18 protein-coding genes are annotated in these 23007 nt (G+C 56.9%); 7 read left to right on the forward strand and 11 right to left on the reverse strand.

Going from position 1 to position 23007, the window contains the following annotated elements:
* Window positions 1–94 precede the first annotated feature (94 nt).
* The 6 genes from HALO_RS19365 to HALO_RS19390 all read right to left on the reverse strand — a co-directional run bounded on the left by HALO_RS19365 (window position 95) and on the right by HALO_RS19390 (window position 9519).
* On the reverse strand, window positions 95–1804 hold the full coding sequence (locus HALO_RS19365; RefSeq protein WP_035576713.1) for a hypothetical protein: 1710 nt from the start codon (window positions 1802–1804) through the stop codon (window positions 95–97).
* Window positions 1801–2928: a DUF4297 domain-containing protein gene (locus HALO_RS19370; RefSeq protein ID WP_035576712.1), complete on the reverse strand. Its 1128-nt coding sequence runs from the start codon at window positions 2926–2928 to the stop codon at window positions 1801–1803. The genes HALO_RS19365 and HALO_RS19370 overlap by 4 nt, the downstream gene beginning before the upstream one ends.
* Before the next feature lie 186 nt (window positions 2929–3114).
* Window positions 3115–3984, reverse strand: a complete 870-nt coding sequence (locus HALO_RS19375) for a DUF7281 domain-containing protein (RefSeq protein WP_050713886.1) — start codon at window positions 3982–3984, stop codon at window positions 3115–3117.
* Window positions 3981–5225 carry a hypothetical protein gene (locus tag HALO_RS19380; RefSeq protein ID WP_050713887.1) on the reverse strand — a complete coding sequence of 415 codons (1245 nt, stop codon included), beginning with the start codon at window positions 5223–5225 and terminating at the stop codon, window positions 3981–3983. Before HALO_RS19380 ends, HALO_RS19375 begins: the two co-directional genes overlap by 4 nt.
* Entirely contained in the window at window positions 5222–5857 is a 636-nt protein-coding gene (locus tag HALO_RS19385; RefSeq protein ID WP_050713888.1) for a condensin complex protein MksE, read from the reverse strand. Before HALO_RS19385 ends, HALO_RS19380 begins: the two co-directional genes overlap by 4 nt.
* On the reverse strand, window positions 5854–9519 hold the full coding sequence (locus HALO_RS19390; RefSeq protein ID WP_050713889.1) for an ATP-binding protein: 3666 nt from the start codon (window positions 9517–9519) through the stop codon (window positions 5854–5856). Before HALO_RS19390 ends, HALO_RS19385 begins: the two co-directional genes overlap by 4 nt.
* A 203-nt stretch (window positions 9520–9722) precedes the next feature.
* On the opposite strand from HALO_RS19390, the gene HALO_RS19395 reads away from it, so the two are divergent.
* Window positions 9723–10028, forward strand: a complete 306-nt coding sequence (locus HALO_RS19395; protein WP_035576705.1) for a helix-turn-helix domain-containing protein — start codon at window positions 9723–9725, stop codon at window positions 10026–10028.
* Here the strand turns inward: HALO_RS19395 and HALO_RS19400 are convergent.
* Window positions 10025–11062, reverse strand: coding sequence for a histone deacetylase family protein (locus HALO_RS19400; protein ID WP_050713890.1), 1038 nt, complete (start codon window positions 11060–11062; stop codon window positions 10025–10027). The two genes, HALO_RS19395 and HALO_RS19400, sit on opposite strands and share 4 nt — an antisense overlap.
* A complete protein-coding gene (locus HALO_RS19405; protein ID WP_231896761.1) occupies window positions 10971–11765 on the reverse strand; it encodes a GntR family transcriptional regulator in 795 nt (264 codons plus the stop codon). The genes HALO_RS19400 and HALO_RS19405 overlap by 92 nt, the downstream gene beginning before the upstream one ends.
* Window positions 11766–11975: 210 nt before the next feature.
* On the opposite strand from HALO_RS19405, the gene HALO_RS19410 reads away from it, so the two are divergent.
* The 6 genes from HALO_RS19410 (at window position 11976) to HALO_RS19435 (ending at window position 19648) form a co-directional block, all read left to right on the forward strand.
* Complete coding sequence (locus tag HALO_RS19410; protein ID WP_050713891.1) at window positions 11976–13532, forward strand: ABC transporter substrate-binding protein; 1557 nt, start codon at window positions 11976–11978, stop codon at window positions 13530–13532.
* 76 nt (window positions 13533–13608) lie between these two features.
* A complete protein-coding gene (locus HALO_RS19415; RefSeq protein ID WP_050713892.1) occupies window positions 13609–14589 on the forward strand; it encodes an ABC transporter permease in 981 nt (326 codons plus the stop codon).
* Complete coding sequence (locus HALO_RS19420) at window positions 14586–15419, forward strand: ABC transporter permease (protein ID WP_035576699.1); 834 nt, start codon at window positions 14586–14588, stop codon at window positions 15417–15419. The genes HALO_RS19415 and HALO_RS19420 overlap by 4 nt, the downstream gene beginning before the upstream one ends.
* Before the next feature lie 9 nt (window positions 15420–15428).
* Complete coding sequence (locus tag HALO_RS19425; protein WP_035576698.1) at window positions 15429–17069, forward strand: ABC transporter ATP-binding protein; 1641 nt, start codon at window positions 15429–15431, stop codon at window positions 17067–17069.
* 64 nt (window positions 17070–17133) lie between these two features.
* On the forward strand, window positions 17134–18516 hold the full coding sequence (locus tag HALO_RS19430; protein WP_035576697.1) for an FAD-binding oxidoreductase: 1383 nt from the start codon (window positions 17134–17136) through the stop codon (window positions 18514–18516).
* A gap of 22 nt (window positions 18517–18538) precedes the next feature.
* Window positions 18539–19648 carry a pyridoxal phosphate-dependent aminotransferase gene (locus HALO_RS19435; RefSeq protein ID WP_035576696.1) on the forward strand — a complete coding sequence of 370 codons (1110 nt, stop codon included), beginning with the start codon at window positions 18539–18541 and terminating at the stop codon, window positions 19646–19648.
* 244 nt (window positions 19649–19892) lie between these two features.
* Here HALO_RS19435 and HALO_RS19440 read toward each other — a convergent pair whose 3' ends face one another.
* From HALO_RS19440 to HALO_RS19450, 3 genes are read right to left on the reverse strand one after another with little or no spacing between them, the layout of a single operon-like run.
* Window positions 19893–20846, reverse strand: a complete 954-nt coding sequence (locus HALO_RS19440; RefSeq protein WP_050713893.1) for a branched-chain amino acid transaminase — start codon at window positions 20844–20846, stop codon at window positions 19893–19895.
* Window positions 20843–21955 carry a class II histone deacetylase gene (locus HALO_RS19445; RefSeq protein ID WP_050713894.1) on the reverse strand — a complete coding sequence of 371 codons (1113 nt, stop codon included), beginning with the start codon at window positions 21953–21955 and terminating at the stop codon, window positions 20843–20845. Before HALO_RS19445 ends, HALO_RS19440 begins: the two co-directional genes overlap by 4 nt.
* A complete protein-coding gene (locus HALO_RS19450; protein WP_027957413.1) occupies window positions 21948–22991 on the reverse strand; it encodes a histone deacetylase family protein in 1044 nt (347 codons plus the stop codon). Before HALO_RS19450 ends, HALO_RS19445 begins: the two co-directional genes overlap by 8 nt.
* Window positions 22992–23007 lie beyond the last annotated feature (16 nt).

Below are 23007 nucleotides of genomic sequence, written 5' to 3' on the forward strand. Positions count from 1 at the left end.
AATTTAACCAGTAGTGCTTAATACCTGCCTCCAACCCCTCGCTTGTAGCGAATGACCAGAGGAAAGTGGGTCGACTACAAGGCATTGTTGGGCATCAATCTAACTCGGAATTTCCGGACATATGCGCCAACTCATAGTGTCGAACCTCCTTCGCATAAGTAGCATATTTTGTAGAATCAAGAACTTCATGCTTCTTTTTGAATTGAATCCTGCTACCGGGAAACTCGATGTTAGCATCATCTACCAAACCGAGGATTAGTTGGCTTTTATTCGGTTTGTTGCTGACTATAAAGTTAAGAATGTTGGAGAGGTTTCCTTGATCTTGCTCCTGTTGATTCGGAGCATCAATAACAAGAGGAAAATTCAAATTCCCACTGCCCTCTATTACAAGAGAGGCAACTGAAAAAAAGTATGCCAATACGCCTCTTGGAAGGTCACTTCCACTTTCATCAATAGACGCATTTACGTTTTTAAACACCTGATCACTTAATCCTGTGACATGCAACCTTCTAGCATTTTTTTCAAACCTTTCCCCATATTCTCGAACTATTTCTTTGCGTCTATCAGCATCATCAAACTTGTCTGCCGATTCTTTTAGGGCAGCTTGACTCAGCTCAACTTCTCCTAGGTGAATTTTGATATCTTCAGCTTCTTTCTTTAGGTGATTCATGAGAGATTTCTTGCCTTCAATATCGATGACATCTTTAATTTTTAATTTTCCACGCTTTTGGGCAAGTATTTTATCGATTGAACGTTTTGTAAAAGAAGCATTCTCTAATTCTGCCCGGATAGATATAGTTTCCTTTTTGGTTCGCGTTAAATCTTCGCGAAGCGACGCGAGCAAATCTGTGCAGGTTTCAGCATCTTGAGCTATTGCAAACCTTTCCGTGAATGAGTTCTCATACTCTGCTCCACAAGTTGGACAATCTACTAATTTTTCTAAATTTGATTGAACATAGGAATAATCAGCATTCAGTTCATCGCGGGTATGAGCAACAATTTCTATCTGAGCTTCAAGGCGGATTTGTTCTGTCCTAGTTTCAGAGATTCTATGCTTGTATTGAGCTTGTTTTTTCTGCAATTCGTTGCATTTTGAAACAAGTCGTTCAATGTCTTTTTTGAATTCATTTAAATCAATATTGAAATCGACTGAAGAAAGCTCTTTGATAGTTTTTAGTTCAATAGATTCGATTGACTTTAACTGCCTCAAGGGTTCTTGCTTTTCTTGCTCCAGAATTTTTATTCTCGCATTTAATGCGTACCATTCATCGGGCCTTAGACCGAGAAAATAGCTGGTTAATGTTTGTTTCCAGTTTGCATACTGTCCGAGCTTATTGAATGAGCACCATGTTCCTGACCAACCTTTGTCTTGATCAAGGTAAAAGGGCAAAAGCATATATGCTGGGGGTGGCGTCTCTTGAAGCCCTTGCCTGTTTGTAATCTTGAGGTTGAAGCCGAACAACTTCGCCAGCGCAGGCGCAAGTTCATTGGTGACGCTTTCGTATGAGCCTATTAGCTGGCCTTCCTCTGAGAAAAGAGAAAAGGCACCTCTGTAACGATATATAGAGTAGCTCTCTTCATCAAGTTTAAAGTGAACTAATGACCCAATGTCCGCAGCTTTCCAGTTTCGATGTATTTTTGGCGGTTCCGCGCCAAATGTTGACAATAAAGTTTTAATTACAGACGACTTTCCAGTGTCATTATCCCCTTGGATAAGGGTGATATCAGGATCGAACTTTAGCTTCAGAGCTTTCTTTTCTACGTGCGATACGAGAAGCATGCTTTTTAACAGCAATTTTTTCATGGCTTTTGCTCCTCAGATTCCGAACTAATTTCCTGTAATGGTTCATTTCTGGTTATCTCCCTACAAATCATTGCCGCTATTTTGACGGTGTCGAATACTGCAGACTCAGCTGGATCAAGCTTTTCCACAACTTCAGCAGCAAGCGATATAATCGTGCTGTTGCCACTTTGAGCTGCGATGTTTACTGTTGATTGAACAAGCTCTGATACATCTATAAATTGTTCATTACTGGAATTCATTTCATCTACTAAGACTTGATTCCATGCCTTCCTAATGTTTTTTAATGTCAATCCGTTACAACCTTCGTTAAGGAGTATTGAACATGCATCGCTCCATAACTGAGCATTACTTCTTTGACCTACCATTACCGCAAGCATGTTGTCAAATTCTTCTTTAGAAAGACTTTTTTCCTTAATTAGGCTGTGTGATCTGACTCCAGTGTTCTCGAAATTTGTTTTTCTCCTCACTTCGTCGAAAACCGCTCTGTAAGCTAAGCCTATATTTACTGTTTCGTAGGGAAATTGCTTTTCAAAAAAATCAGACAGTTTTCCTTTTGTCTGATTAACATGATCTTCAATAGTCAGTAACGTACGCTCAAATTCGAAGAGGTTTAAGCCAGACAAATTCGAATGTGATTTATTTTCTGCTTCTAATGCATAAGCGCAAATTGACTTCTCATCAGCATGCATCTCAGAGAAGCATAATTCCGAAAAAACAGCTTTTTTACCAGACTTATTATCTTTTGTACTGAGGCCTTGATTCGAAATAAATGCCAGTTTTACTGTGAAATCCGGAAAATTTTCGTAATTTTTATAAAGTTTTCTAAGTATTGATGACTCGTGATCTTTGTTCGTGCATTTTGCTAAGTTAGCAATAGTCCATTTTCCACTTTTCTTAGATTTGACTTGGTAGAAGCAAGCAGAATCTGGGGTTCTGCCGTGATTGAAGACCACAATGTCTTCGTGGTGATCAAATACAACCAAGTAATTTTGTCCATCTTCATGTAATTCTAGAAAATGGCAGATTGACCAATTTTTCTGGTAGTCGAAACGATTCGACGAGCTCGATCCCGCAGTTTCTCTTGGGGGGAGGTTAGAAAACTGGTTCAGAGCACTGGATGTCACGATACTTTCCTTGAGGCCTAACATTGATTATATGCCAGGCTGCATAACCTCAATGAACGCGCTGGCACGGTCATTGAGGTTATGTAGCCATCTCGTTCGACCCTACCCCATTGACTCTTCTGCTTGCAAAGCAAATTTCGGCGTTATAGCCAAAATTCGCGCCATCGTGTTTTGCTCCGCCCAATTCTAGCTAAGCGCCACACAAACCATCTCCCCACCAAACCACTGCTGCTTAAGCCCCCGCTGCTTTTCCAGCAGCAGCGTTAGGTAGTCGCGCAATGGATGAGCGGCTGGCAGCGCAGCGAGGTGTTTGCGCAGCCTACGCTGGTAAGAAAACTGTTCAGCAGGCACATGCAATGGCGTGGCGTTTTGAGTAAGCCATTCAATGCCGGGCAGGAGTATATGCGTGGCGTTGCTGTCGAGCGCTAGCGTGACGCCTTTAACATCGAAGTCACCGGCGTAGATGTGTGTTCGGCGGGTTTTGTGCCAAGCATCAACCAGTAACACAAAGCCACCGCCGTAGTGGCTGTCACCGCGGTATACGACCAGCGGGTTTGTGTAGCCGTTTAGCGCTGGGAGTTCCGGCGAAAACTCATAGAAGCTGTCCAGGTTTTCTACCTGAATGAGGGCGCTAAAGGCGCTCAGCTTTAACGCATGCACATCCACGTCACGAATAGCGCGTGGCTCGTTGGCAAGCCCGGTTGTTGGCTGCGGCGGAAAGCTGACGAGTACCCTTCGTCCACGGGGGCTTTCGCGGGTTGCCTTGTCTTCCTCTACGCCCTCTTTCGCCTGGGCGCTGCTGGTCAGGCCGCTGAGCGAGCGGCCTAGCGGCGCTATTCGCGCGCTCTCTAATACGTCATTAATCTGCGCCAGAAAGGCGGCGTCAAAACGCAGCGCTTTACTGTTGATTCGCGTGGCCAGGTCAATGTCGTGCTGGTGGMACCAGGCTACTACGTCGTCTACCCACTGGCGGCGGGGCTTCTCCACCGTGGGTTGGCGGAGAAGTTCACGGGCGACGCCGTTAAGGCCATTGCGTGCGCGGCTGGGTAGGTTCATACGGCCAGCTGCAGTTCTACATCGTGGATCAGGCGCAGGTGATTGAATTGGCTGGCCTGGCTCTCCTGCTGTTTGAGCCGGAACGCTTTCTGATCGCTGCGCGGCAGGCCTTGGTATTCGGAAATCACCTGGAAGAGCCAAATTTCATCCGGCCACTCCAGCGGGCTTTCGCGCAGGTACTCAAGGGCGCTGATCGGTTCCGCCTGGGGCTGGTCGATCACGCTTAAATAGAAGTGTTCTACATCCTGCTTGAGCGCCTGCTGGCGGGCGGCGGCGAGGCTGCTCTCTTGCGCTTGTGCTGGGGCCGCCGCTTCAACCGTTTGCGTGGTGTGACGCGGTTGGGGTAGCTGGTGCAGCAGCTCGGCAAGCAACCGGCTATCCAGGTTGCGATCCAGCGCCGGGGCGGCCGCCGCGCTTAGCGGTGCGGCTTGATTGACCAGCCCTGGTACCTCGCTGCGCCGGGCGTAGTTGCCCGGCACAAAGCCGGGATGTTCGCGCATAAAGGCGGCCATGCCACTGATCAGGCGGCTGCGCGCCTGCTGTTTGCGAAAGCGTGCCATTAGTTCGATCAAGCGCCGCTGCACTTCGCGCAGGCCGGTGTAGTGGTTACTTAACTGCTGTTGAAGCTGGCTGATCAATAGCTTGCGCAGGCTGCCGTCGCTGCCCACTAGCTCGATCAGCTCGTCGAAGTCGATAAGAGCCAGGCCATCCAGCAGCCTTGCGATCTGCTTCTGGGCGCGGTCGTTTTCGCGGATCTTGTCGTTGAGCTGGCTGRCGAACCCAAAATCGCTATTCAGCCGCTGCCATAGGCTGTCGATGGCATCGGCGAAGCGCCCGTTCAGGTCATCGACTTCCTGGCGCAGGCGCATTAACTGCTGCTCCAGCCGCCAGTGCTCGCCGCGGCTGCGCGCCTCCCGGTAGCTGTGTACCAGGGCGCGAATCAGCTCCAGGGTTTCCGCTACATCGGCATTCACATGGCGGCGGGTCTCGTCGGCGAGCATTTCGGCGATCAGTTCGCGCACCTTGGGCGCCAGCTTCACACCGCTCTGCTCGTCCGGCCGCCATAGAATGCGCGCCGCCAGCAGCTTGCGCAGCGCACTATCGCTAAGCGATTCCAGCGGCACTTCATCGCGGGTGTAGGCTTGCATCAGTACATCGGCGTGCTTGCCGAGCAGCGCCAGCCGTTCGCTGCCGGTTTTGAGCAGGCGGCTTTCCAGGGCATGTTCTCCGTTCGAACTCACAACAGGGCCTCCTGGGAACCGGAGCCCTCCTCGCTACCCTCTTCAATGGGAAGGTTCTCTTCATCGCGAATAAAGCGCACCAGATCCACCAGGTAGTCGATCTTGCCGGTGACCACGAATACCTGCCGCTCGGCGTGGGGCTGAAGCAGATAGCCGTGCTCTTTCAGGCGCTTGAAGACTTGCTTAACCTGGGCATCGAGCTGGTCACTTTGCGAGCCAAAAAAGCTGTCGGTGGCCAGGCGTTCCAGGCGTTCGCGCAGGCTTTGGTTGTCTTCGCACTTGGCGCTGAATTCGGCGGGCTTGAGCACATCGCCGGGGGCGGCCAGGGTGTCGCGGCCCAGGGCCTCTTGAACCAGTTGCAGCCACTCCAGCAGCGGCAACAGGCTATTGAGCGTATCGCCGAGCTGGCGGGAGAGCTGATCCCGAGCGTTGTCATTGRGCTGACGCCAGGCCAGAAAATAGACGCTGCCGTCTTCGTTGCKGGCCAGCCGCCGGTTAAGCGGCCGCAGGTATGTATCGATCTCTTCCCGGGTCTCTTCATTGGTGAGATGGCGATAGCCGCTCTCATCGCTGATCGGGCAGACAAACTCCCCGGCCAGCAGGCGCTCTAGCAGTGGGCCATGTTCGATCATACCGTCACCTCCTGCTGATGTTCCTGGAGCCGTTCGGCCAGGCGGCTTAGCCGTGGCTCGATGCGTTTTAATACCCGCTTGTTGGGGTTAGCCTCATCGCGATCGATCAGGTAGCGGTTGGCGAACAGCAGCAGCACATCGGACTCGGGGTTGGGAAACGCGCCGACGATATGAATGCGGTTGCTGTCGCAGGCGTCGAACAGTTTTTCGACGTTGTGGTACGCCAGGGTGCCAATCTCATCGATGGGCCAGTGGATGGCGATGTCCGCATCGCCGCGCAGCAGGCGGGTAAAGGCGAGTAGGAACTTGCACAGAATCAGATACGCCATGCCGTGGCTGGAGGACTCCAGCAGTTGGCGGTCGTTCTTGATCACTAGATCGGTGCCGCCTTCGTTCAGGTGCAGCTCCAGACGCAGCAGGCTTTCGAAGCTGTACTGCTGGTCGCTGCGCAGCAAATCGACCACGTCCGCTAGGGCGTTGAGGTAGTCGTCGCTGGGTAGCGTCTGGCCGGATTCCCGCCACTCTTTATAGCGCTGGGCGAACAGCTTCAGCGGCTCCCAGAAGCCCAGTTCATCGATGGTGGACTGGATGCGCACTTCGGCCTTGGTGATGCCTTCCAGGCGCAGGTCATCGGCGACTTCTTCGGAAAGTCTACGGCTTTGGGCGCTGATGCGCCGGTTCAAATCCCGGAACACGGTGAAGAACTTATCCAGGTCGTCACTGAGGTTGCGCCCTTCCTGAATCAGCTGCTGCTGTTGATCTTCCAGCAGTTTAAGCATGTCGCGCAGTAGCGGCAGCTGTAGGCGCGGGTTGTCGCTCTGCAGTTTGCTGCGCTCGCTCTCCAGCGCTTCGGCGAATCCGCTGCTGGCGTCCTTGATCAGTTGGCTTTCGACCTCCAGGCAGCCGCGGCGCAGCTGCTCGATGAGCTGGTGGCGATTGCCCAATGCCTGGCGGGCGCGCTCGATACGCTCGTCCACATCGCCCAGTGGCGTACCGGGCGCTTGGCCGTCGGGCTCGATGGCCAAGCTTTCCAGTTGGGTGAGTAGCGGCTTCAAGGCTTCCAGGCAGGCGTATTGGCTCTCCCGCTGGGTTTTTAGCGTGCTGACCGTGCTCTGGTGGGTTTTGCGCGCGGCCTGAAAGTCATTTTTCAGGTGTTCTTTATCGCGCTGCAGCTTTTGTTCCGCCTGCTCCAGCTCGGCTTCCTGGGCGACCAGCTGCGGCTTATGCTGCCCCCACTCGACGCGCATAAAGCGGGTGTATTCGGTGAGTTCATCCTGGCGGGCGGCGGTGACGCGGRTGSGTTCATCCTGGCTGGCCAGCCGCGCCTTGGTATCTTTTAGCTTGGCGGGGTCGACGCCCTGCTCGGCCAGCTCCTGGCTAAAAGCCTCTTCCAGTTCCGCGCGCTGGCGCTGGTGTTCGCTGTTGGCGTCGCTCAACTGCTGCTTATACTGGCGCAGTTGGGCATCCAGGCTATCCACTTGGCTCTGGCCGTCGGCTTTTAGCTCCAGCAGTTGGCTTTGATGGGTCTCGCTTAGCGCGACGAGCGCCTGCTGCTTCTCTTCGCGCAGCTCCTTTTGTGCCTGCTCCTGGCTGGCTAACGCGGTTTGATGGGCTGCGCGACGCTCCTGCTGGCGCTTAGTGTGGCGCTCCTGCTGCTGGCGGCGGGCCTCTATCGCAAACTCTACTTCCTGCTCGGCGCGTTTGTGGGCCATGCGGCCCTGATCCTGGGCTTCATCGGCCTGCTGCACCCGCTCGTTCTGCTGCTTGAGTGCTTTCTCGGCGGCCTGGCTCTCCGTTTGCACCCGGCGTTTGGCGGTGTCCGCCTCTTCGATGGCGGCCAGCAGGCTGGCTTCATCCTGGGCGTAATCCGGCAAAGCAATGGCGGAAAGATCCAGCGCCAGCCCGAACAAGTCATCGCTCGCGCCTTCCGCCAACTGCGGGGCGAGGTCACGCCGCTCCAGTAGCTCCGGGGCAATCACCTTGCCCAGCTGCTGCTCCCAGCCGGGGCGGTGGTAGCGCAGGAAGTGGCGCAGGCTGCCCTGCTCCGGGTCGCGCTGCTGATAAAGCGCAAAGCAGCGCTGCTCGGCGCGCTCCAGCTGTTGGCGAAGTTGCACCAGCTGTTGTTCGGCACTGTCGCGCTCGCGTTTGCGGCTTTCAAACTCCCGGCGCAGGCCATCCAGGGTAGCGGCCGATGCGTTGCGCTCCTGCTGGGCCTGATCCAGGCGCGCCTGGGCAAGCTCCGCTTCGGATGCCTCTTCGGCGGTCTGGGTCGATAGCGAGAGCTGCGCTTTGAGTTCAGCTAGCTGCTCGACACCGAGTTCCAGCTGCGCCTGGTACTCGCCCTCCAGGCGTTGGCGCTCCTGCTGATAGCGTTCGTTGAGCTGCTGTTCGGATTCCCACTGCTGCTCCCGACGCAGGGCTTTCTCTTCGACCAGGGCGTCGATCAGCTCCTGGGATTCACGGGTCTGGCGGGCCAGTGCTTCGGAAAGCTCGCGCAGCCGCCCATCCAGGCGCGCCTGGCTCTCTTTTACCGCGTCCTGCATCACGTTCAGGTGGGTGCGCAGCTGGTCGCGCTGCTCCCGCCACTGGGGCAGCGCGTTGATGTCACGCTCCAGGGCGGGCATGTCTGCATCAGCGTAGTGCTCGTACTGGGTTTGCAGGTCGTTGAGGCGGCGCTGGGTCTGCTGCAGATCGCTAACCACTTCGCTGTGGCTGTCGTTCAGCTTATCCCGCGCTTCTGCGTAGTCGCTTTCCCGCTGCTGGAATTCGCGCTGGTGGCGGGCAAGCTCAGCATCCACATCGGCCATGCGGCGCTCTGCTTTCTGACGGTCGTCTTCCAGTTGGGGTTTCAGTTGCCAGAGCGTGGCATCCAGGTCGGCGAGTTCACGGTCGATACCGGCAAGTCGGGCCAGCGATGCCTGCAGCGGTTCCAGGCGCATGGATTGGCGCATCTGGGCAATCCACTCCCGCGCCTTGGTGTTGCGAATCCGGGTTACCGGGAGTTCAACGCCATCCTCTTCGAAAATCGCCGCCAGCATGGTTTTGAGGGTGTCCATCTTGCCCTCTTTGGCATGCACCGCAGAAACCAGCTTTTCGATATGGCGGATGCGTCGCTCGGGTTTCACAAGGCTGAACTGCGACGCGATCTGGCGCAGCTTGAGGCCGTCGCGGCTGTTGCCGTGCAGTTGAGTAAAGTCGTTCTGGATCACCGAGCGAAATTCAGAGGTAGCACCCAGCTTGGGCGACACCGGCGTACCATTTCGTCGCAGGCCGCTGGCCCACTGGGTGTAGTCCAGCGCCGCCACGCCCGCGTCGCTCTCCACCAGATAGTCTTCCGGCTGGTAGGGCGCGCCGACAAAGCGATACTCCACCCCGCCCTCGGCCTTGCGGGTCAGCACCGCCTGGCAGATATTGCCCGCTTCGCGGCGGTACTCGTACACCAGGTAGCTGTTGCGATTAGGCAGGTAAAACGCATCGAACTTCATGCGCGTTTTGGGCACGACCTTGTTGGGTAATTCGCCGTAGAACACCGGCACCAGCCGCTGTAGCGTGGTTTTACCGGAGGCGTTGGTGCCGCAAATATTGGTGTGACCGTCCACACTCAGTTCAACCACCCCTTCCAGGTGGCCGTGAATCATCACGATGCGTAGCAGGTGGGCCATGCCGTGTCCTTTCGTTTACTAATCGGATCGTTATGCTGATCGCTGAAAGTGGCTATATTGCCAGACACAGACCAAAGCGGCTACGCGGCTAAACATAGGGGCGCTAACATAGCACTAAGTGCTATATATTAATGATAAGAATTACAATGACAAAGCATTAACCGAAGCCATTAAGCATGGCGCATTGATTGAGGTAAAAAACGATGGATAAATCAATCTTAGATATGGTGCATGAAACGGCTCAAGATCTTAACGCGGCTGGTGTGATGAAAGAAACCACGCTGCGCGAGTTCGATGCGCTCTGCCTGCCGCCTGTAAAAGAGTACACAGCCATACAAATCAAGCGGATTCGCACCAAGAATCACGCCAGCCAAGGCGTGTTCGCGGCCTACCTGAATACCAGTGTGTCCACGATTCAAAAGTGGGAACAAGGCCAGAAGAAACCCAATGGCCCTTCGCTTAAGCTGCTGAACCTGGTGGCCGAAAAGGGGTTGGAAATACTGGCTTAATCGTTATTACTTTCTACTCCGCCCAGCAGCCCCTCAAAGAAACTCACTGCATTGGCCTCCAACCCTTCCAAGTAGTAGCCGCCTTCCTGCACCACCAGCGTGGGTACGTTCAGGCCCGCTACTCTGCGGCCAAGCTCAGCAAAACCCGCGGTAGAAACGGCGACCTTGGCTTGAGGGTCGAGTTCGTAGATATCAAATCCCAGCGCCAGCACGATGGCGTCAGGTTCGAACAGGCGAATGGTTTGGCTGGCTTGTTCCAGGCGGTCAAAGAACACCGACTCCTCTGATCCATGGGGCATTGGCAGGTTGAGGTTATAGCCCAGCCCTGCGCCCTGCCCGCGCTCGTCTTCAAAGCCGGTTACTGCGGGATAGAAGKTGGTGGTATCGCCGTGGATCGAGATATACATCACATCATCGCGCTGGTAGAAAATCTCCTGAATGCCCTGGCCGTGGTGCATATCGGGGTCGAGCACGACGATGCGGGGGTAGCGCGAGGTAAGGTGCTGCGCGGCAATGGCGGCATTGTTGAGAAAGCAGAAGCCTCCGGCGGAGTCGATGCCCGCGTGGTGGCCCGGCGGGCGCGATAACGCATAGGCGAACCGTTCGCCCGCCAATAAAGCCTCAGCCCCGGCGACCGCGCTTTGCGCCGACCAATAAGCCGACTGCCAAGTGTGCTGGCCCACGGGTGCGCTGCCGTCAGCCATATAGCGTCCGGCTTCCGCTAATATGCCGTGCAGGGCATTGGGCGAACGCACAAAAATATTGGAAATCACCTCTTCGCCCCAGTCTTCCCCAAGGGCATGCCAGCGCCGATGGGCACTTTCCAGAAAGCGCAGGTAGGCCAGTGAATGCACTGCTCTGAGCGGTGCCACGCCATAATCTTCGGGTGCTTGAATATCAAAGCCCAGCCGCTTGGCGGCGGCCAGCAGGTGCGTGGCGCGCTCAGGCACTTCCTGGGGCGTGCGCATTTTGCCCCGGGAGAAGTAGGKTTGCGGCTGATGAAGCAGTTGGKCAGCGTGGAAGAACGKCTTCATCGGCACTATCTTCATCAGAACTATCTCCGGTTTCGCCTACACCCTTGACCACAAAATCACGAGCAACGCCTATGTGGTAGTCAATCGCCTCGCGGCAAGCGGCAGGGCTGCCGCTATCCAGCGCGTCGAGCAGTTTAAAGTGGCTGGTGGCAATGGTGTCGGGGGCTTCATGGGTTTTGGTAATTAGAGTGATGCACAGGCGCAGTTCATGGGTCAGATCATCAAAGGCGCGCAACAGCCGCTCATTGCCCGCGTAGTGCAGCATCAGGCGGTGAAACTGCAGATCCTCCTCGATGCGACGGGTGCCATCGTTCCCAGCTGCCGCTTCACATAGCACCTCTACTTGCTGCTTAAGCGCGCGCTGGGCATCGGGGGTATAGCGTTCGGCTAGGCGGTGAATTGCGTGGCGCTCAAGACAGAGCCGCAAATCAAAGACATCTTCGAGTTCAACGGCATTCAACGCGCGAACAAAGAAGCCTCGGCGCGGTTTCGAGATCAATAAACCACGGCTTTCCAGCAAACGAGCGGCCTCACGCACCGGCGCACGGCTAACACCCAGGTCGCGGGAGAGTTGCACTTCCGAGAGCCGTTCGCCGGGTAAAAAGTGTTGCTGAATAATCGCTTGGGTTAAATAGTCAGCTACTTGCTCTACCAAGTTTTGCTGCTGGATAAAGGCCCTGGGAGCCGCCGTTGGTGAGGCCATCGCATTCACTCATGGGATATGACGTGTTCTTCCCAGTATGACGAAAAAAAGCCACTTGTCGACGAACGATTGCCGACTGTCGACAGTTTTACCAAGTACTGCTATGGTCAAAACAGATCCCTAACAAACATCACAACCGGGTCTGACACGCCTCGCTCGCCTAACGACTACGTAACCTCATTACGTGCTAATAACCGAGGAGCAGGAAACATGAAAAAACCTTTAGCTTTGGCTATTTCCGCTGCAGCACTCGCTTTTACCTCCGCCGCTATGGCAGACGACCCTAAAGAAGGGGGTGTCGTTAACACCATCATTCAGCCCGAGCCGCCAGGCCTGGTGCTGGGCATGATTCAAAACGCCCCTACCCGCACCGTGGCAGGCAATATCTACGAAGGGTTGTTGCGCTATTCCACCGACCTAGAGCCCATGCCGCAACTGGCGGAGTCTTGGGAAGTCAGTGAAGATGGCCGCACCTACACCTTCCATCTGCGTGAAGGCGTTACCTGGCACGACGGCGAAGCCTTTACCGCCGATGACGTTGTGTTCTCCGCCGATGTCTTCCACCGTGAGTTGAACCCCAGTGCCCGCGCCGTGCTACAGCACGTGGAGAGCATCGAAGCCACCGACGACCACACCGTCGTATTTACCCTGACCCAACCCTTCGGGCCTTTCCTGCTCTCCTTTGAAGCGGGCACCTTTACCATGGTGCCCGAGCACCTCTACGCGGGCACCGACTTCCGCGATAACGAGCACAACGATCACCCCATCGGTACCGGCCCCTTTAAGTTCTCCAACTGGGAGCGGGGCACGGTCATAGAGCTGGTCAAAAACGAAGAGTATTACGAAGACGGCCTGCCCTACCTGGATGGCGTGAACTGGCACATCATTCCCGACGGTGCATCCCGTGCGGTGGCGTTTGAGAACGAAACCATTGACGTGCTGCCCAGCGGTACCGTCGAGAACTTCGATATTCCCCGCCTGGCCGAGATGGATAACGTCTGCATGACCGAAGAGGGCCACGAGTACTTCAGCCCCTTTGCCATGCTGTGGATGAACAACCGCGAAGGCCCCACGGCGGATAAACGTTTCCGTCAGGCGGTGATGTACGCCATGGATCGCGAGTTCGCCAAAGATGTATTGTGGAACGGCCTGGGCAATGTACCGCTCTCCGCCTTTGGCTCCAATGCACGCTTCCAGAACGATGACCTGGAACCCTACGATCACAACCCCGAACGCGCCCGTGAGCTACTGGATGAAATGGGCTACGACGGGGAAGAGATCACCATTCTGCCGCTGCCCTATGGGGAAACCTGGACACGCTGGGCCGAAGCCGTGCAGCAGAACCTGCGCGAAGTGGGTATTAACGTTGAAACCCAGGCCACCGACGTAGGCGGCTGGAACCAGCGCCTGGGCGATTGGGATTACGACCTCGCCTTTACCTATCTCTACCAGTACGGCGACCCGGCACTGGGTATTTCACGCACCTACCTTTCCGACAATATTGCCAAGGGTTCGCCCTGGAATAACGTGGAAGGCTACGAAAACGAGCGCGTCGACGAGCTGTTCAACGAGGCCGCCACGGCTTTCCCCGACGAAGAGCGCGAAAAACTTTATCGCGAAGTACAGGAAATCCTCCATGAAGACGTGCCCGTTGGCTGGCTGATGGAACTGGGCTTCCCGACCCTGTACCGCTGTGATGTGCAGAACCTCGTCACCTCCGGCGTGGGTGTCAACGACGGCTTTAAAGATGCTTGGCTAGATCGCTAAACCCAAGCCACCCAGGTAGCGCGAGCTACCTGGGTTTTTTAGCTATGTCTTGAAGGTATTCGTCAGGAAACGACTTATGGTTTACGCGCGCCTCATTCTGATGCGGCTGTTTAAAGCCGTGATTGTGCTGTTTTTAATCGTTATTTTTAACTTCTTGCTGATTCAGCTGGCCCCCGGTGACCCGGCCGCCATTCTGGCCGGTGAAGCGGGTGCCGCGGATCAGGAGTTTCTCAACCAACTGCGCGAGCGCTTTGGGCTCGACCAGCCGATGTATGTGCAGCTGTGGCGCTATGTGTCGGGCATTGCCATGCTCGATTTTGGCTACTCCTACCGCTTGGGCGTCCCGGTGTTTGACCTTATTATGGCGCGCCTGCCCGCCACCCTGCTGCTCACCGGCACCGCCTTTGTGCTTTCGCTGGTACTGGGCATCGTGGCGGGTTCCATGGCCGCGTCACGGGTTAAGAAGCCTTCCGGCTCGATCATCATGGCGCTGGCGCTGGTGKTCTACGCCACCCCGCTGTTCTGGGTGGCACTGATGTCGGTGGTGGTGTTTTCCGTCTACCTGGGCTGGCTGCCCGCCTACGGACTTTACACCGTGGGGGCAGGCCATACGGGGTTTGCGCTGGTGCTCGACGTTGCCAAGCACCTAGTGCTCCCGGCGACCACCCTGGCGCTCTTCTTTATGGCGATTTACACCCGCATGACGCGCACGTCGATGCTGGATGCCGCGCAGCAGGATTACGTCAAAACCGCCCGCGCCAAGGGCTTGAAGCCCAGCATTATTCAGCGGCGTCATGTGTTGCGTAACGCCCTGCTGCCGATCATTACGCTAGCGGGCCTGCAGGCGGGACAGATGGTCGGTGGGGCGATTCTGACCGAAACCGTGTTTGCCTGGCCCGGCATCGGGCGGCTGATGTTCGAAGCGTTGCAGCAGCGCGACTACAACCTGCTGCTGGGCATTTTCTTCTTCTCGGCGGCCTTGGTCATCGTCTTCAATATCATCACCGATTTGGTGTACAGCCTGGCTGATCCACGCATCAAGAAGGGGGCCTCATGAGCTTTTTCGCACGCTTCGCGCAAAACCGTGGCGCCCTCGTCGGGCTGATTATCCTGCTGCTGATTATTGCCATGGCGATACTCGCCCCACTGCTGTTTCCTGAATCGCCCTGGCGCATGGTGCAGCGGCCCTTTTTACCGCCGCTATCCCAAGATGGCTTTCCGCTTGGCACCGACACCATGGGCCGCAACGTGGCCTCGGGCTTGATGCACGGCGCCTGGGTATCGCTGCTGATTGGGCTGGTATCCACCAGCGTGGCGCTGCTGATTGGCGTTCCCTTGGGAGCCATTGCAGGCTACTACGGCGGCATCATTGACGACATATTGATGCGCTTTACCGAGTTCTTTCAGACCATCCCCAACTTCGCGCTGGCGATTGTACTGGTGGCCATCATGCAGCCCAGCATCACCTCGATTGTGCTGGCGATTGCAATTGTCAGTTGGCCACCGGTGGCCCGCTTGGTGCGCGCTGAATTTATGTCGCTGCGCAACCGCGAGTATGTCGAAGCCGCGCGCCTGGTCGGCCAGTCCAACAGCACGATTATTCTGCGCCAAATTCTGCCCAATACACTGTCGCCGATTATCGTGCTGGCATCGCTAATGGTGGCCACCGCGATTTTGCTGGAGTCGGCGCTGTCGTTTCTCGGCCTGGGCGACCCTAACGTGATGTCCTGGGGCTATATGATCGGCGCGGCGCGCACGGTGATTCGCCAGGCGTGGTGGCTAAGCTTCTTCCCGGGGGTGGCGATTCTGCTGACGGTACTCGCGTTAAACCTGGTGGGTGAAGGGCTAGACGACGCTTTAAACCCCAAACTATCACGCGAGCGCTAAGGACTTTATATGCCTATTACAGAGAACCAATCGGCTGACACCGTCCTCAGCATTCGCGACCTGAACATTGCGCTCCCCAAAGGAGCGGATCGCGCCCTGGCGGTGGAGGACGTTAGCTACGAGGTGAAGCGCGGGGAGATCATGTGCGTGGTGGGCGAGTCCGGCTCCGGTAAATCGATGGCCGCCAACGCCGTGATGGGGCTGCTGCCCAAGGGCGTGAACGCCACTCAGGGCGAGATACTCTTTGAAGGGCAGGATTTACTTGCCCTGACGGAAAAGCAGCACCGCGCCCTGCGCGGGCTAAAAATTGGCATGATCTTCCAGGAGCCGATGACCGCCCTTAACCCACTGATGCGGGTAGGCGCGCAAATTGCCGAAGTGTTCGAAGCCCACGGCCAGTTCAACCCCAAAGAGCGCCAGGCCCGCGCGCTGGAGCTGTTGATCGAAGTGGGTATTCCCCAGCCGGAGAAGGCCATTCGCGCCTATCCGTTTGAGCTTTCCGGCGGCCAGCGCCAGCGGGTAATGATTGCCATGGCACTGGCGTTGGAGCCCATTTTGCTGATTGCCGATGAGCCTACCACGGCGCTGGATGTCACCACGCAAGCGCAGATTCTGGAGCTTATTCGCGACCTTCAGCAGCGGCGCGGCATGTCGGTGATGTTTATCACCCACGACTTTGGCGTGGTGGCCGAAATTGCCAATCGCGTCTGCGTCATGCGACACGGCAAGATTGTCGAGCTGGGTGACGCCAAGCCGGTGCTTGAGAACCCTCAAGACGCCTATACCCAAGCGTTGATTGCGGCGATTCCCAGCAATGCGGTGCCGCCCCACCGGGAGACCAGCCAAGTCGCTCCGCTGCTGGAGATCAAGCAGCTCAATAAAGTCTTTCGCTCCCGAGGCGGGTTGTTTAAGCCTGCCCGGGAAGTGCGCGCCCTTGAGAATGTATCGCTCACCTTGGCGCGGGGTGAAACGGTGGGCATCGTAGGCGAATCCGGTTCCGGCAAGTCCACCCTCGGGCGCTGCGTGGTACGCCTTGAGCACCCCGACAGCGGCGAACTGCTGTTGGATGGGGTGAACCTTTCCCAACTCAAAGGCGATGCGCTGCGCCGAGAACGCCACCGGGTGCAAATGATCTTCCAAGACCCCTACGCCTCGCTCAACCCACGCACCAAAGTGGGCATGGCGATAGCCCAGGGGCCGATTGCCAACGGCACACCCAAAGCCGCGGCGCTTAAACAGGCCGGCGAACTGCTCGACATGGTGGGCTTGGGCGCCAGCGCCGTGGAGCGCTTCCCCCACGAATTTTCTGGCGGCCAACGCCAGCGCATCGGCATTGCCCGTGCGCTGGCGCTCAACCCCGAGCTGATCGTCGCAGATGAAGCCGTTTCAGCCCTGGATGTGTCGATTCAGGCCCAGGTGTTGGAACTGCTGGAGGAGCTTAAACAGCGGCTTTCGTTATCGCTGCTGTTTATCACCCATGATCTCCGCGTCGCCGCGCAAATTTGCGACCGTATTGTGGTGATGCAGCACGGCCGGATTGTAGAGCAAGGCAGCGCCGAGCAGATTTTCCTCGCCCCACGTGAGGCGTATACCCAAGACCTGCTCAAGGCAATTCCCGGCCGCGAAGCGCCCGTGGCGGCAACCGCATAAGTTTGCAAAGCAGGTTTTTCAAAAGCTAGTTTACCGAATGGACAAGACACGTTAAGGAACACACATGCACATAACCCTGGAGGCTCTGCGCGCCATCGTCGGCCCGACCCACGTATTAACGGGCGACGATGTTAGTAGCCGCAGTGTCGATTGGATGACCGGCGCGCCCTGCCAGGCAGGCGCTATTGTACGCCCGGCGGATACCGAACAAGTCGCCGCGGTGATGCGCGCTTGCCATCAGGTGCAGCAGCCAGTGGTGACCCACGGTGGCCTAACAGGCTTGGTACACGGCGCTGAGGCGAGCCCAGATGAGCTGGTGATATCGCTAGAGCGGATGACCGCGATTGAAGAGATAGACCAGGTAGGCGGTACGCTTAGTGTTCAGGCCGGGGCACCACTGCAACGGGTTCAGGAAGCCGCTAAAGAGGTCGGGCTGCAATTTCCGCTGGATCTGGGCGCCCGGGGCAGCTGCACCATTGGCGGCAATATCGCCACCAACGCCGGGGGTGTCCGGGTCATTCGCTACGGCATGATGCGCCAGCAGGTGCTCGGCCTAGAGGCGGTGATGGCCGATGGTCGGGTGGTCAGCTCCATGAACCGCATGCTGAAAAATAACGCAGGTTTCGATTTGAAGCAGCTGTTTATCGGCAGCGAAGGCACGCTGGGGATTGTGACCCGCGCGGTACTGCGCCTGCAGCCACCCACGCCTAGTGAACAAACCGCGATGGTGGCCTGCCCCTCATTTGAGGCACTCACCGGGCTGCTCAGCCATATGGGCAAAGCGCTTGGCGGAGGCCTGGGTGCTTTTGAAGTGATGTGGCAAAACCACTACCGACTGCTGACTGAAACCCTGGGGCGTCATACCCCACCTATTGCTACCAAGCACCCGTTTTATGTGATTATTGAGTCCCTGGGCAGCGACACCGAGCGCAATGCCACTCAGTTCAGCGAAGCATTAGAAAGTGCGTTAGAGAGCGAGCTGATTGTCGATGCGGTGATTGCACAGTCGACTACCCAGCGCGATGGGCTATGGGCGATTCGTGAGGATATTGAGGGGCTGGTCAAAGGCCTGGCGCCGGTGCTTACCTTCGATGTCAGCCTGCCGATTGCCGATATGCAGCGCTACACCAATGCCCTGGAAGCGCAGCTAACCCAGCGCTGGGCAGAGGCGAAACTGGTGGTATTTGGCCATCTCGGCGATGGCAACCTGCATATTTCCGTTAGCGTGGGGAGTGCTGAGATCGAAGTTCGGCGAGAGGTTGAAGCCATGGTTTACCAGCCGCTGGCCACACTGGGCGGTTCAGTCTCCGCAGAACACGGCATTGGCCTGGAGAAACGCCCCTGGCTCGCCACTTGCCGCTCCAGCGCCGAGATTGAATTGATGCATACGCTCAAGCAGGCGCTAGACCCACATTGCCTTCTCAATCGCGGTAAAATATTGAGTTAATAATTGTTTTTAGGATATCAACATGCCCCGCTACCCCAACCACTTACTGAGTGAAGGCCCTGCTAATCCATTTCCGGGCATTAAGGTGCTAGAACGCCGACTTGGCAAGGTGATCCCCCATCGGCTGGGCTCTAACGAAGGCCTGGATATGCCTCACCGCGCCCTGCGCGATCACTTTGGCGATGCCCTGGTCGAACACGTTTACTGCTACGGCGACGCCGAGGCGCTGGGTGTTCGCAAACGTATTAGCGAACAACAGGGTATGGCGCTTGAAACCCTGCTGGTAGATGCCGGTGCCGATAGTTTGATTGCCCTGGCCCTGCGCACCACCTGCGAACCGGGTGAAACCGTGGTGAGCACCGCAGGCACTTACCCCACCTTGGGTTATTTTGCCAAAGGCCAGGGCTGTAACCTGGTAGAGCCCAGCTATTATGAAGCGCCCGGCGTGCTGGCCCCCGACCTGGAAGCTCTAGCCGCCGCTGCCCATCAGGAAAACGCACGACTGGTGTATCTGGCCAACCCGGATAACCCCAGCGGCCACTTACACAGCGACAGCGACATCCTCAAGCTGCGCGATGCGCTGCCCGATACCTGCTGGCTGTTGTTGGACGAAGCCTATGGGGATTTCCGCGATGACGCAGGTAGCGAGTTCGCTGCTAAAGCAATACAGGGAGTGATTCGCCTACGCACGCTATCCAAGGCTCACGGTCTGGCGGGCCTACGCATTGGCTACGCCATCGCCGATCCTGAAGTGCTAGCGATGATGATGAAGGTGCGTATTCACTACGCAGTATCGTCATTGACCCTGGCCGCTGCGGAAGTGGTGCTTGATCACCCTGACGAAGTTCACCAACACGTCGCTGATGTAAAAGCCCGGCGTGAACAGTTGGCTGAGCACTTTCGCGCACTTGGTGCCGACGTACTCCCCAGCGCCACCAACTTTATCGGCATTCGCCTACCTAGCGCGGAACTCGCCGCCGAGGTACACCAGCAACTGCTCGCCGAAGGCGTTTTGGTCGCTCGTTTGGCGCACCCAGAGCTTGCCAATGTAATACGCATTACCGCCGTGCAAGCCGCGCTGGAGCCGGGGAGATTGGATGCTCTCGAACAGGCTATTAAAGAGCACGCCTGATTAAATTAGTAAATTTGATAAAGGATGTATGCATGCAGATAGCTGTAAGCATCGAGGGCAGGTTTCCGCGAGGGCGCTGTGAACCCATCCCTGGGCGCTACTTTTGTCATCTGACCGCCATGGATGGCGGGAATGCCGGAATGGTTGGGAACATTTTCCGGCCATGACAAAAGACCCTCGCTTCAACCTGCCCTCGCAGCGGGTGACAGGGGTTGCATAGTTCTTACTTCCAACCCCAATAGCCCTAAGGCGTTAACCAATGCCTGAAATCGTCCAACTCTCCCCGCACCGCCTGGCGATATAAACCCTGCAGTTGAGCAGTAACACTGTCGGGGCTGATAGGTTCGTTAACAGGCGGTGCGCCAGCACGTCCACCAATACGGCGACCATCCAGCTCGCGCAGCGGCAGTATCTCGGCGGCGGTGCCGGTCAGGAACGCCTCATCGGCGGTGTATAACTCATCACGGGTAATCCGACGCTCGCGCACTTCAATACCCAGCACCTTTTGCGCCAGCTGAATCACGCTATCCCGGGTGATGCCTTGCAGGCAGGAGGTTACTTCCGGGGKATGCAGCACGCCATCACGGAGCAAAAAGACGTTAGCCGCCGAGGCTTCAGCCACATAGCCCTCCGGGTCGAGCATGATGGTTTCATCGAAACCGGCTTTGATCGCGGTATTCAGCGCCAGTATCGAGTTGACGTAGTGGCCATTGGTTTTCGCCCGGCAGAGGCTGATATTGACGTGATGGCGCGCCCAGGAAGAGGTCAGCGCGCGTAAGCCGTGGGTGGCGGCCTGGGGCGAAATGTAGGGGCCTAAATCCCACGCTGCCACCATCACGTGGGTAGTCAGCCCCTGGGCGCGTAGACCCATGCCTTCCGCACCAAAAAACACGGTAGGTTTCAGGTAGGCATTGCTCAGGCCGTTTTTGGTCAGGCACTCGCGCTGGGCATCGATCAACTCCGCTTCACTAAACGGCAGCGGCATATCCAGCGAATGGGCACTTTCTGCCAAGCGGCGGGTATGTTCAGCAGCACGAAATAAATGCGTGCCGCTGGGGCCATCGTAAGCGCGTACGCCCTCGAAACAGCCCATGCCGTAGTGCAATGTATGGGACAACACATGCACCTTGGCATCGCGCCACGCGCGCCATTCGCCATCCTGCCAAATCCAGCCATCGCGATCGTAAAGCGGTGTCATTGTTTGCGTTGCTCCCACTGTTGGCGCCAGCTATCAATTAAGGTTTGCTGGTGCGGTTGCAGGGCCTGATAGCCCCAGGCGGCAATTTCATCGTTTTGCGGGTCGGGCACGGCAATCGCACTACCCGCCAGGGTTTGGATCACCGCGTGGCCACATAGCGGCACGTAGCCTTCCGAGTAGCCACCTTCGTGGATAAACACCAGCTTGCCATCGCAGCAGCGCTCGGCCAGCGCTTTAAGCTGGGCGGTCATGGTGGCGAACGCCTGACTGTTGAGCAACATTTTGCCTAATGGGTCTTTGGCACAGGCATCGTAACCACAGGCCACCACAATCATATCGGGGTTAAAGGCTTCCAACGCAGGCAGCACCAGCGTTTCCATAGCGTATGCGTAAGCGCCCAGGCCACAGCCCGGCGGCAGCGGCAGGTTAAGGTTGGCGCCCACCCCAGCACCTTCGCCCTGCTCGTCAAAGCTGCCGGKTTCCAGCGGGTAGTTGGCCGCCTGATGGAGTGAAACGGTCAACACATCGGGCTCACCATAAAACGCCGCTTGCTGGCCGTTGCCGTGGTGAACATCCCAATCGAGTATCGCCACGCGCTTAACCTGCCCCAAAGCGCGGGCGCGCATCACCGCCACGGGGATATTACCCAGCAGGCAGAAGCCACGCCCCTGGTCAGCTTCCGCATGGTGGCCGGGCGGGCGGCATAGGGCGTAGGCGTTGCTCACCTCGCCCTGCGCCACGGTTTCAACAGCCGCCACGGCTAGCCCCGCTGAATGAGTGGCCGCCGCCCAACTGCCCGGCATATAAGGCGCGCAGTCACCGCCATTGCCGCCCCGCGCTTTATCGCCTGCCTGCAGCTCGTCTAAATAGCGAAGGGKATGAAAGCGCTGCAGGTCTTCCTGCGCGGCAGCGGGCGGTTTCATCACGCGAAGCTCATCAATCAGGCCGCTTACTTCAAGGATATTTTTCAGCCGCCGCTTGCTCTCGGGGCTTTCCGAAGCGGCCTGGGGCTGTAAAAACTCACCGGGCGCAGAAAACACGCCAATGGCGCCCAACTCATGCCAAAAGCAGCGTTCGTGCCAGTAAAAACCGGTCGTTTTTTTACTCATGGGGCCTCTGCTGGTAACCCTGCATAAAGGCGGCTAAGTTGGCACTTAGATGCTCGGTGGGGTAACCGCCCTCTTGAATAATCACTGTGGGTAGCGAGAGCGCTGCCAAACGTTTTCCTACCTCGATAAACGCCTCGGTTTCCACTGTAAGCCCCGCTAGCGGGTCATCTTTATGGGCGTCTAAGCCTAGCGCCACTACCACGGCATCCGGCTGGTAGCGCTGTAGGTGGTCAATTAATACCGCCAGGGCATCAAGATAAACCTCCCCGTCGCTGCCTACCGGCAAGGGCAGATTAACGTTAGCGCCTACGCCCTCCTCGCCTCCCTCTTCATCAGCGCCGCCCCAAAAGAACGGGTAGAAGTCGCTAGGGTCGGCGTGCAGCGAACCTGTCCAAACATCACTGCGATGATAGAAAATATCCTGGGTGCCGTTGCCATGGTGCAAGTCCACGTCAATGATCGCCACCTTGGCAAAGCGTTCACGCAGCACCGTAGCGGCCAGCGCCGAGTTATTCAGCAGGCAAAAGCCTCCGGCGCGTTCAGGCCCAGCATGGTGACCCGGCGGACGGCACAGCGCGTAGGCCGCTGGCGCACCATTAAGCACCTCTTCAGCCGCCGCTTCGGCACTGGCAGCCGAAGCCAGCGCGCCTTGAAAGCTGGTCGCACTTAGCGGACAGGCCATATCGTGAAGGTGCCAGCCCGCCTGGCCAATCGGGTGGCGCGGGTAGTGGTAGCCGCCACCACAGGGGTGAATATTAGGCGCAACTACCTCTGCCGCATTGGGCAGAGCCTGCCAGCGGGCGTAAATAGTGTCCAGAAACGTTAGATAGCGCGGCGTATGGATCTGCTCAAGGCGCTTACGCAGCGTAGGCGAATCCGCCTCTTTAGGTGCAGTCAGAGTCAGCCCTGCGCTCGCCAAGCCTTGGGTAAGTAGCTCGGCGCGCAGCGGGCCTTCCGGTGAAGGGGCAGGCTGGCCGCGCAGCAGAAAGGTCGGCGGCGCGTGGTATTCCTGATCGGAATGGTAGAAGCATTTCATATTTAAATTCGCAATC

It is taken from the genome of Halomonas sp. R57-5 (assembly GCF_900070345.1).
GTDB classification, from domain to species: Bacteria; Pseudomonadota; Gammaproteobacteria; order Pseudomonadales; family Halomonadaceae; genus Vreelandella; species Vreelandella ventosae_B.

Bases quoted from the DNA above. Each gene is read 5' to 3' on its own strand.
- HALO_RS19430 (WP_035576697.1), top strand. From the start codon at position 17,134: ATGCACATAACCCTGGAGGCTCTGCGCGCCATCGTCGGCCCGACCCAC.
- HALO_RS19450 (WP_027957413.1), bottom strand. From the start codon at position 22,991: ATGAAATGCTTCTACCATTCCGATCAGGAATACCACGCGCCGCCGACC.
- HALO_RS19425 (WP_035576698.1), top strand. From the start codon at position 15,429: ATGCCTATTACAGAGAACCAATCGGCTGACACCGTCCTCAGCATTCGC.
- HALO_RS19365 (WP_035576713.1), bottom strand. From the start codon at position 1,804: ATGAAAAAATTGCTGTTAAAAAGCATGCTTCTCGTATCGCACGTAGAA.
- HALO_RS19410 (WP_050713891.1), top strand. From the start codon at position 11,976: ATGAAAAAACCTTTAGCTTTGGCTATTTCCGCTGCAGCACTCGCTTTT.
- HALO_RS19395 (WP_035576705.1), top strand. From the start codon at position 9,723: ATGGATAAATCAATCTTAGATATGGTGCATGAAACGGCTCAAGATCTT.
- HALO_RS19420 (WP_035576699.1), top strand. From the start codon at position 14,586: ATGAGCTTTTTCGCACGCTTCGCGCAAAACCGTGGCGCCCTCGTCGGG.
- HALO_RS19435 (WP_035576696.1), top strand. From the start codon at position 18,539: ATGCCCCGCTACCCCAACCACTTACTGAGTGAAGGCCCTGCTAATCCA.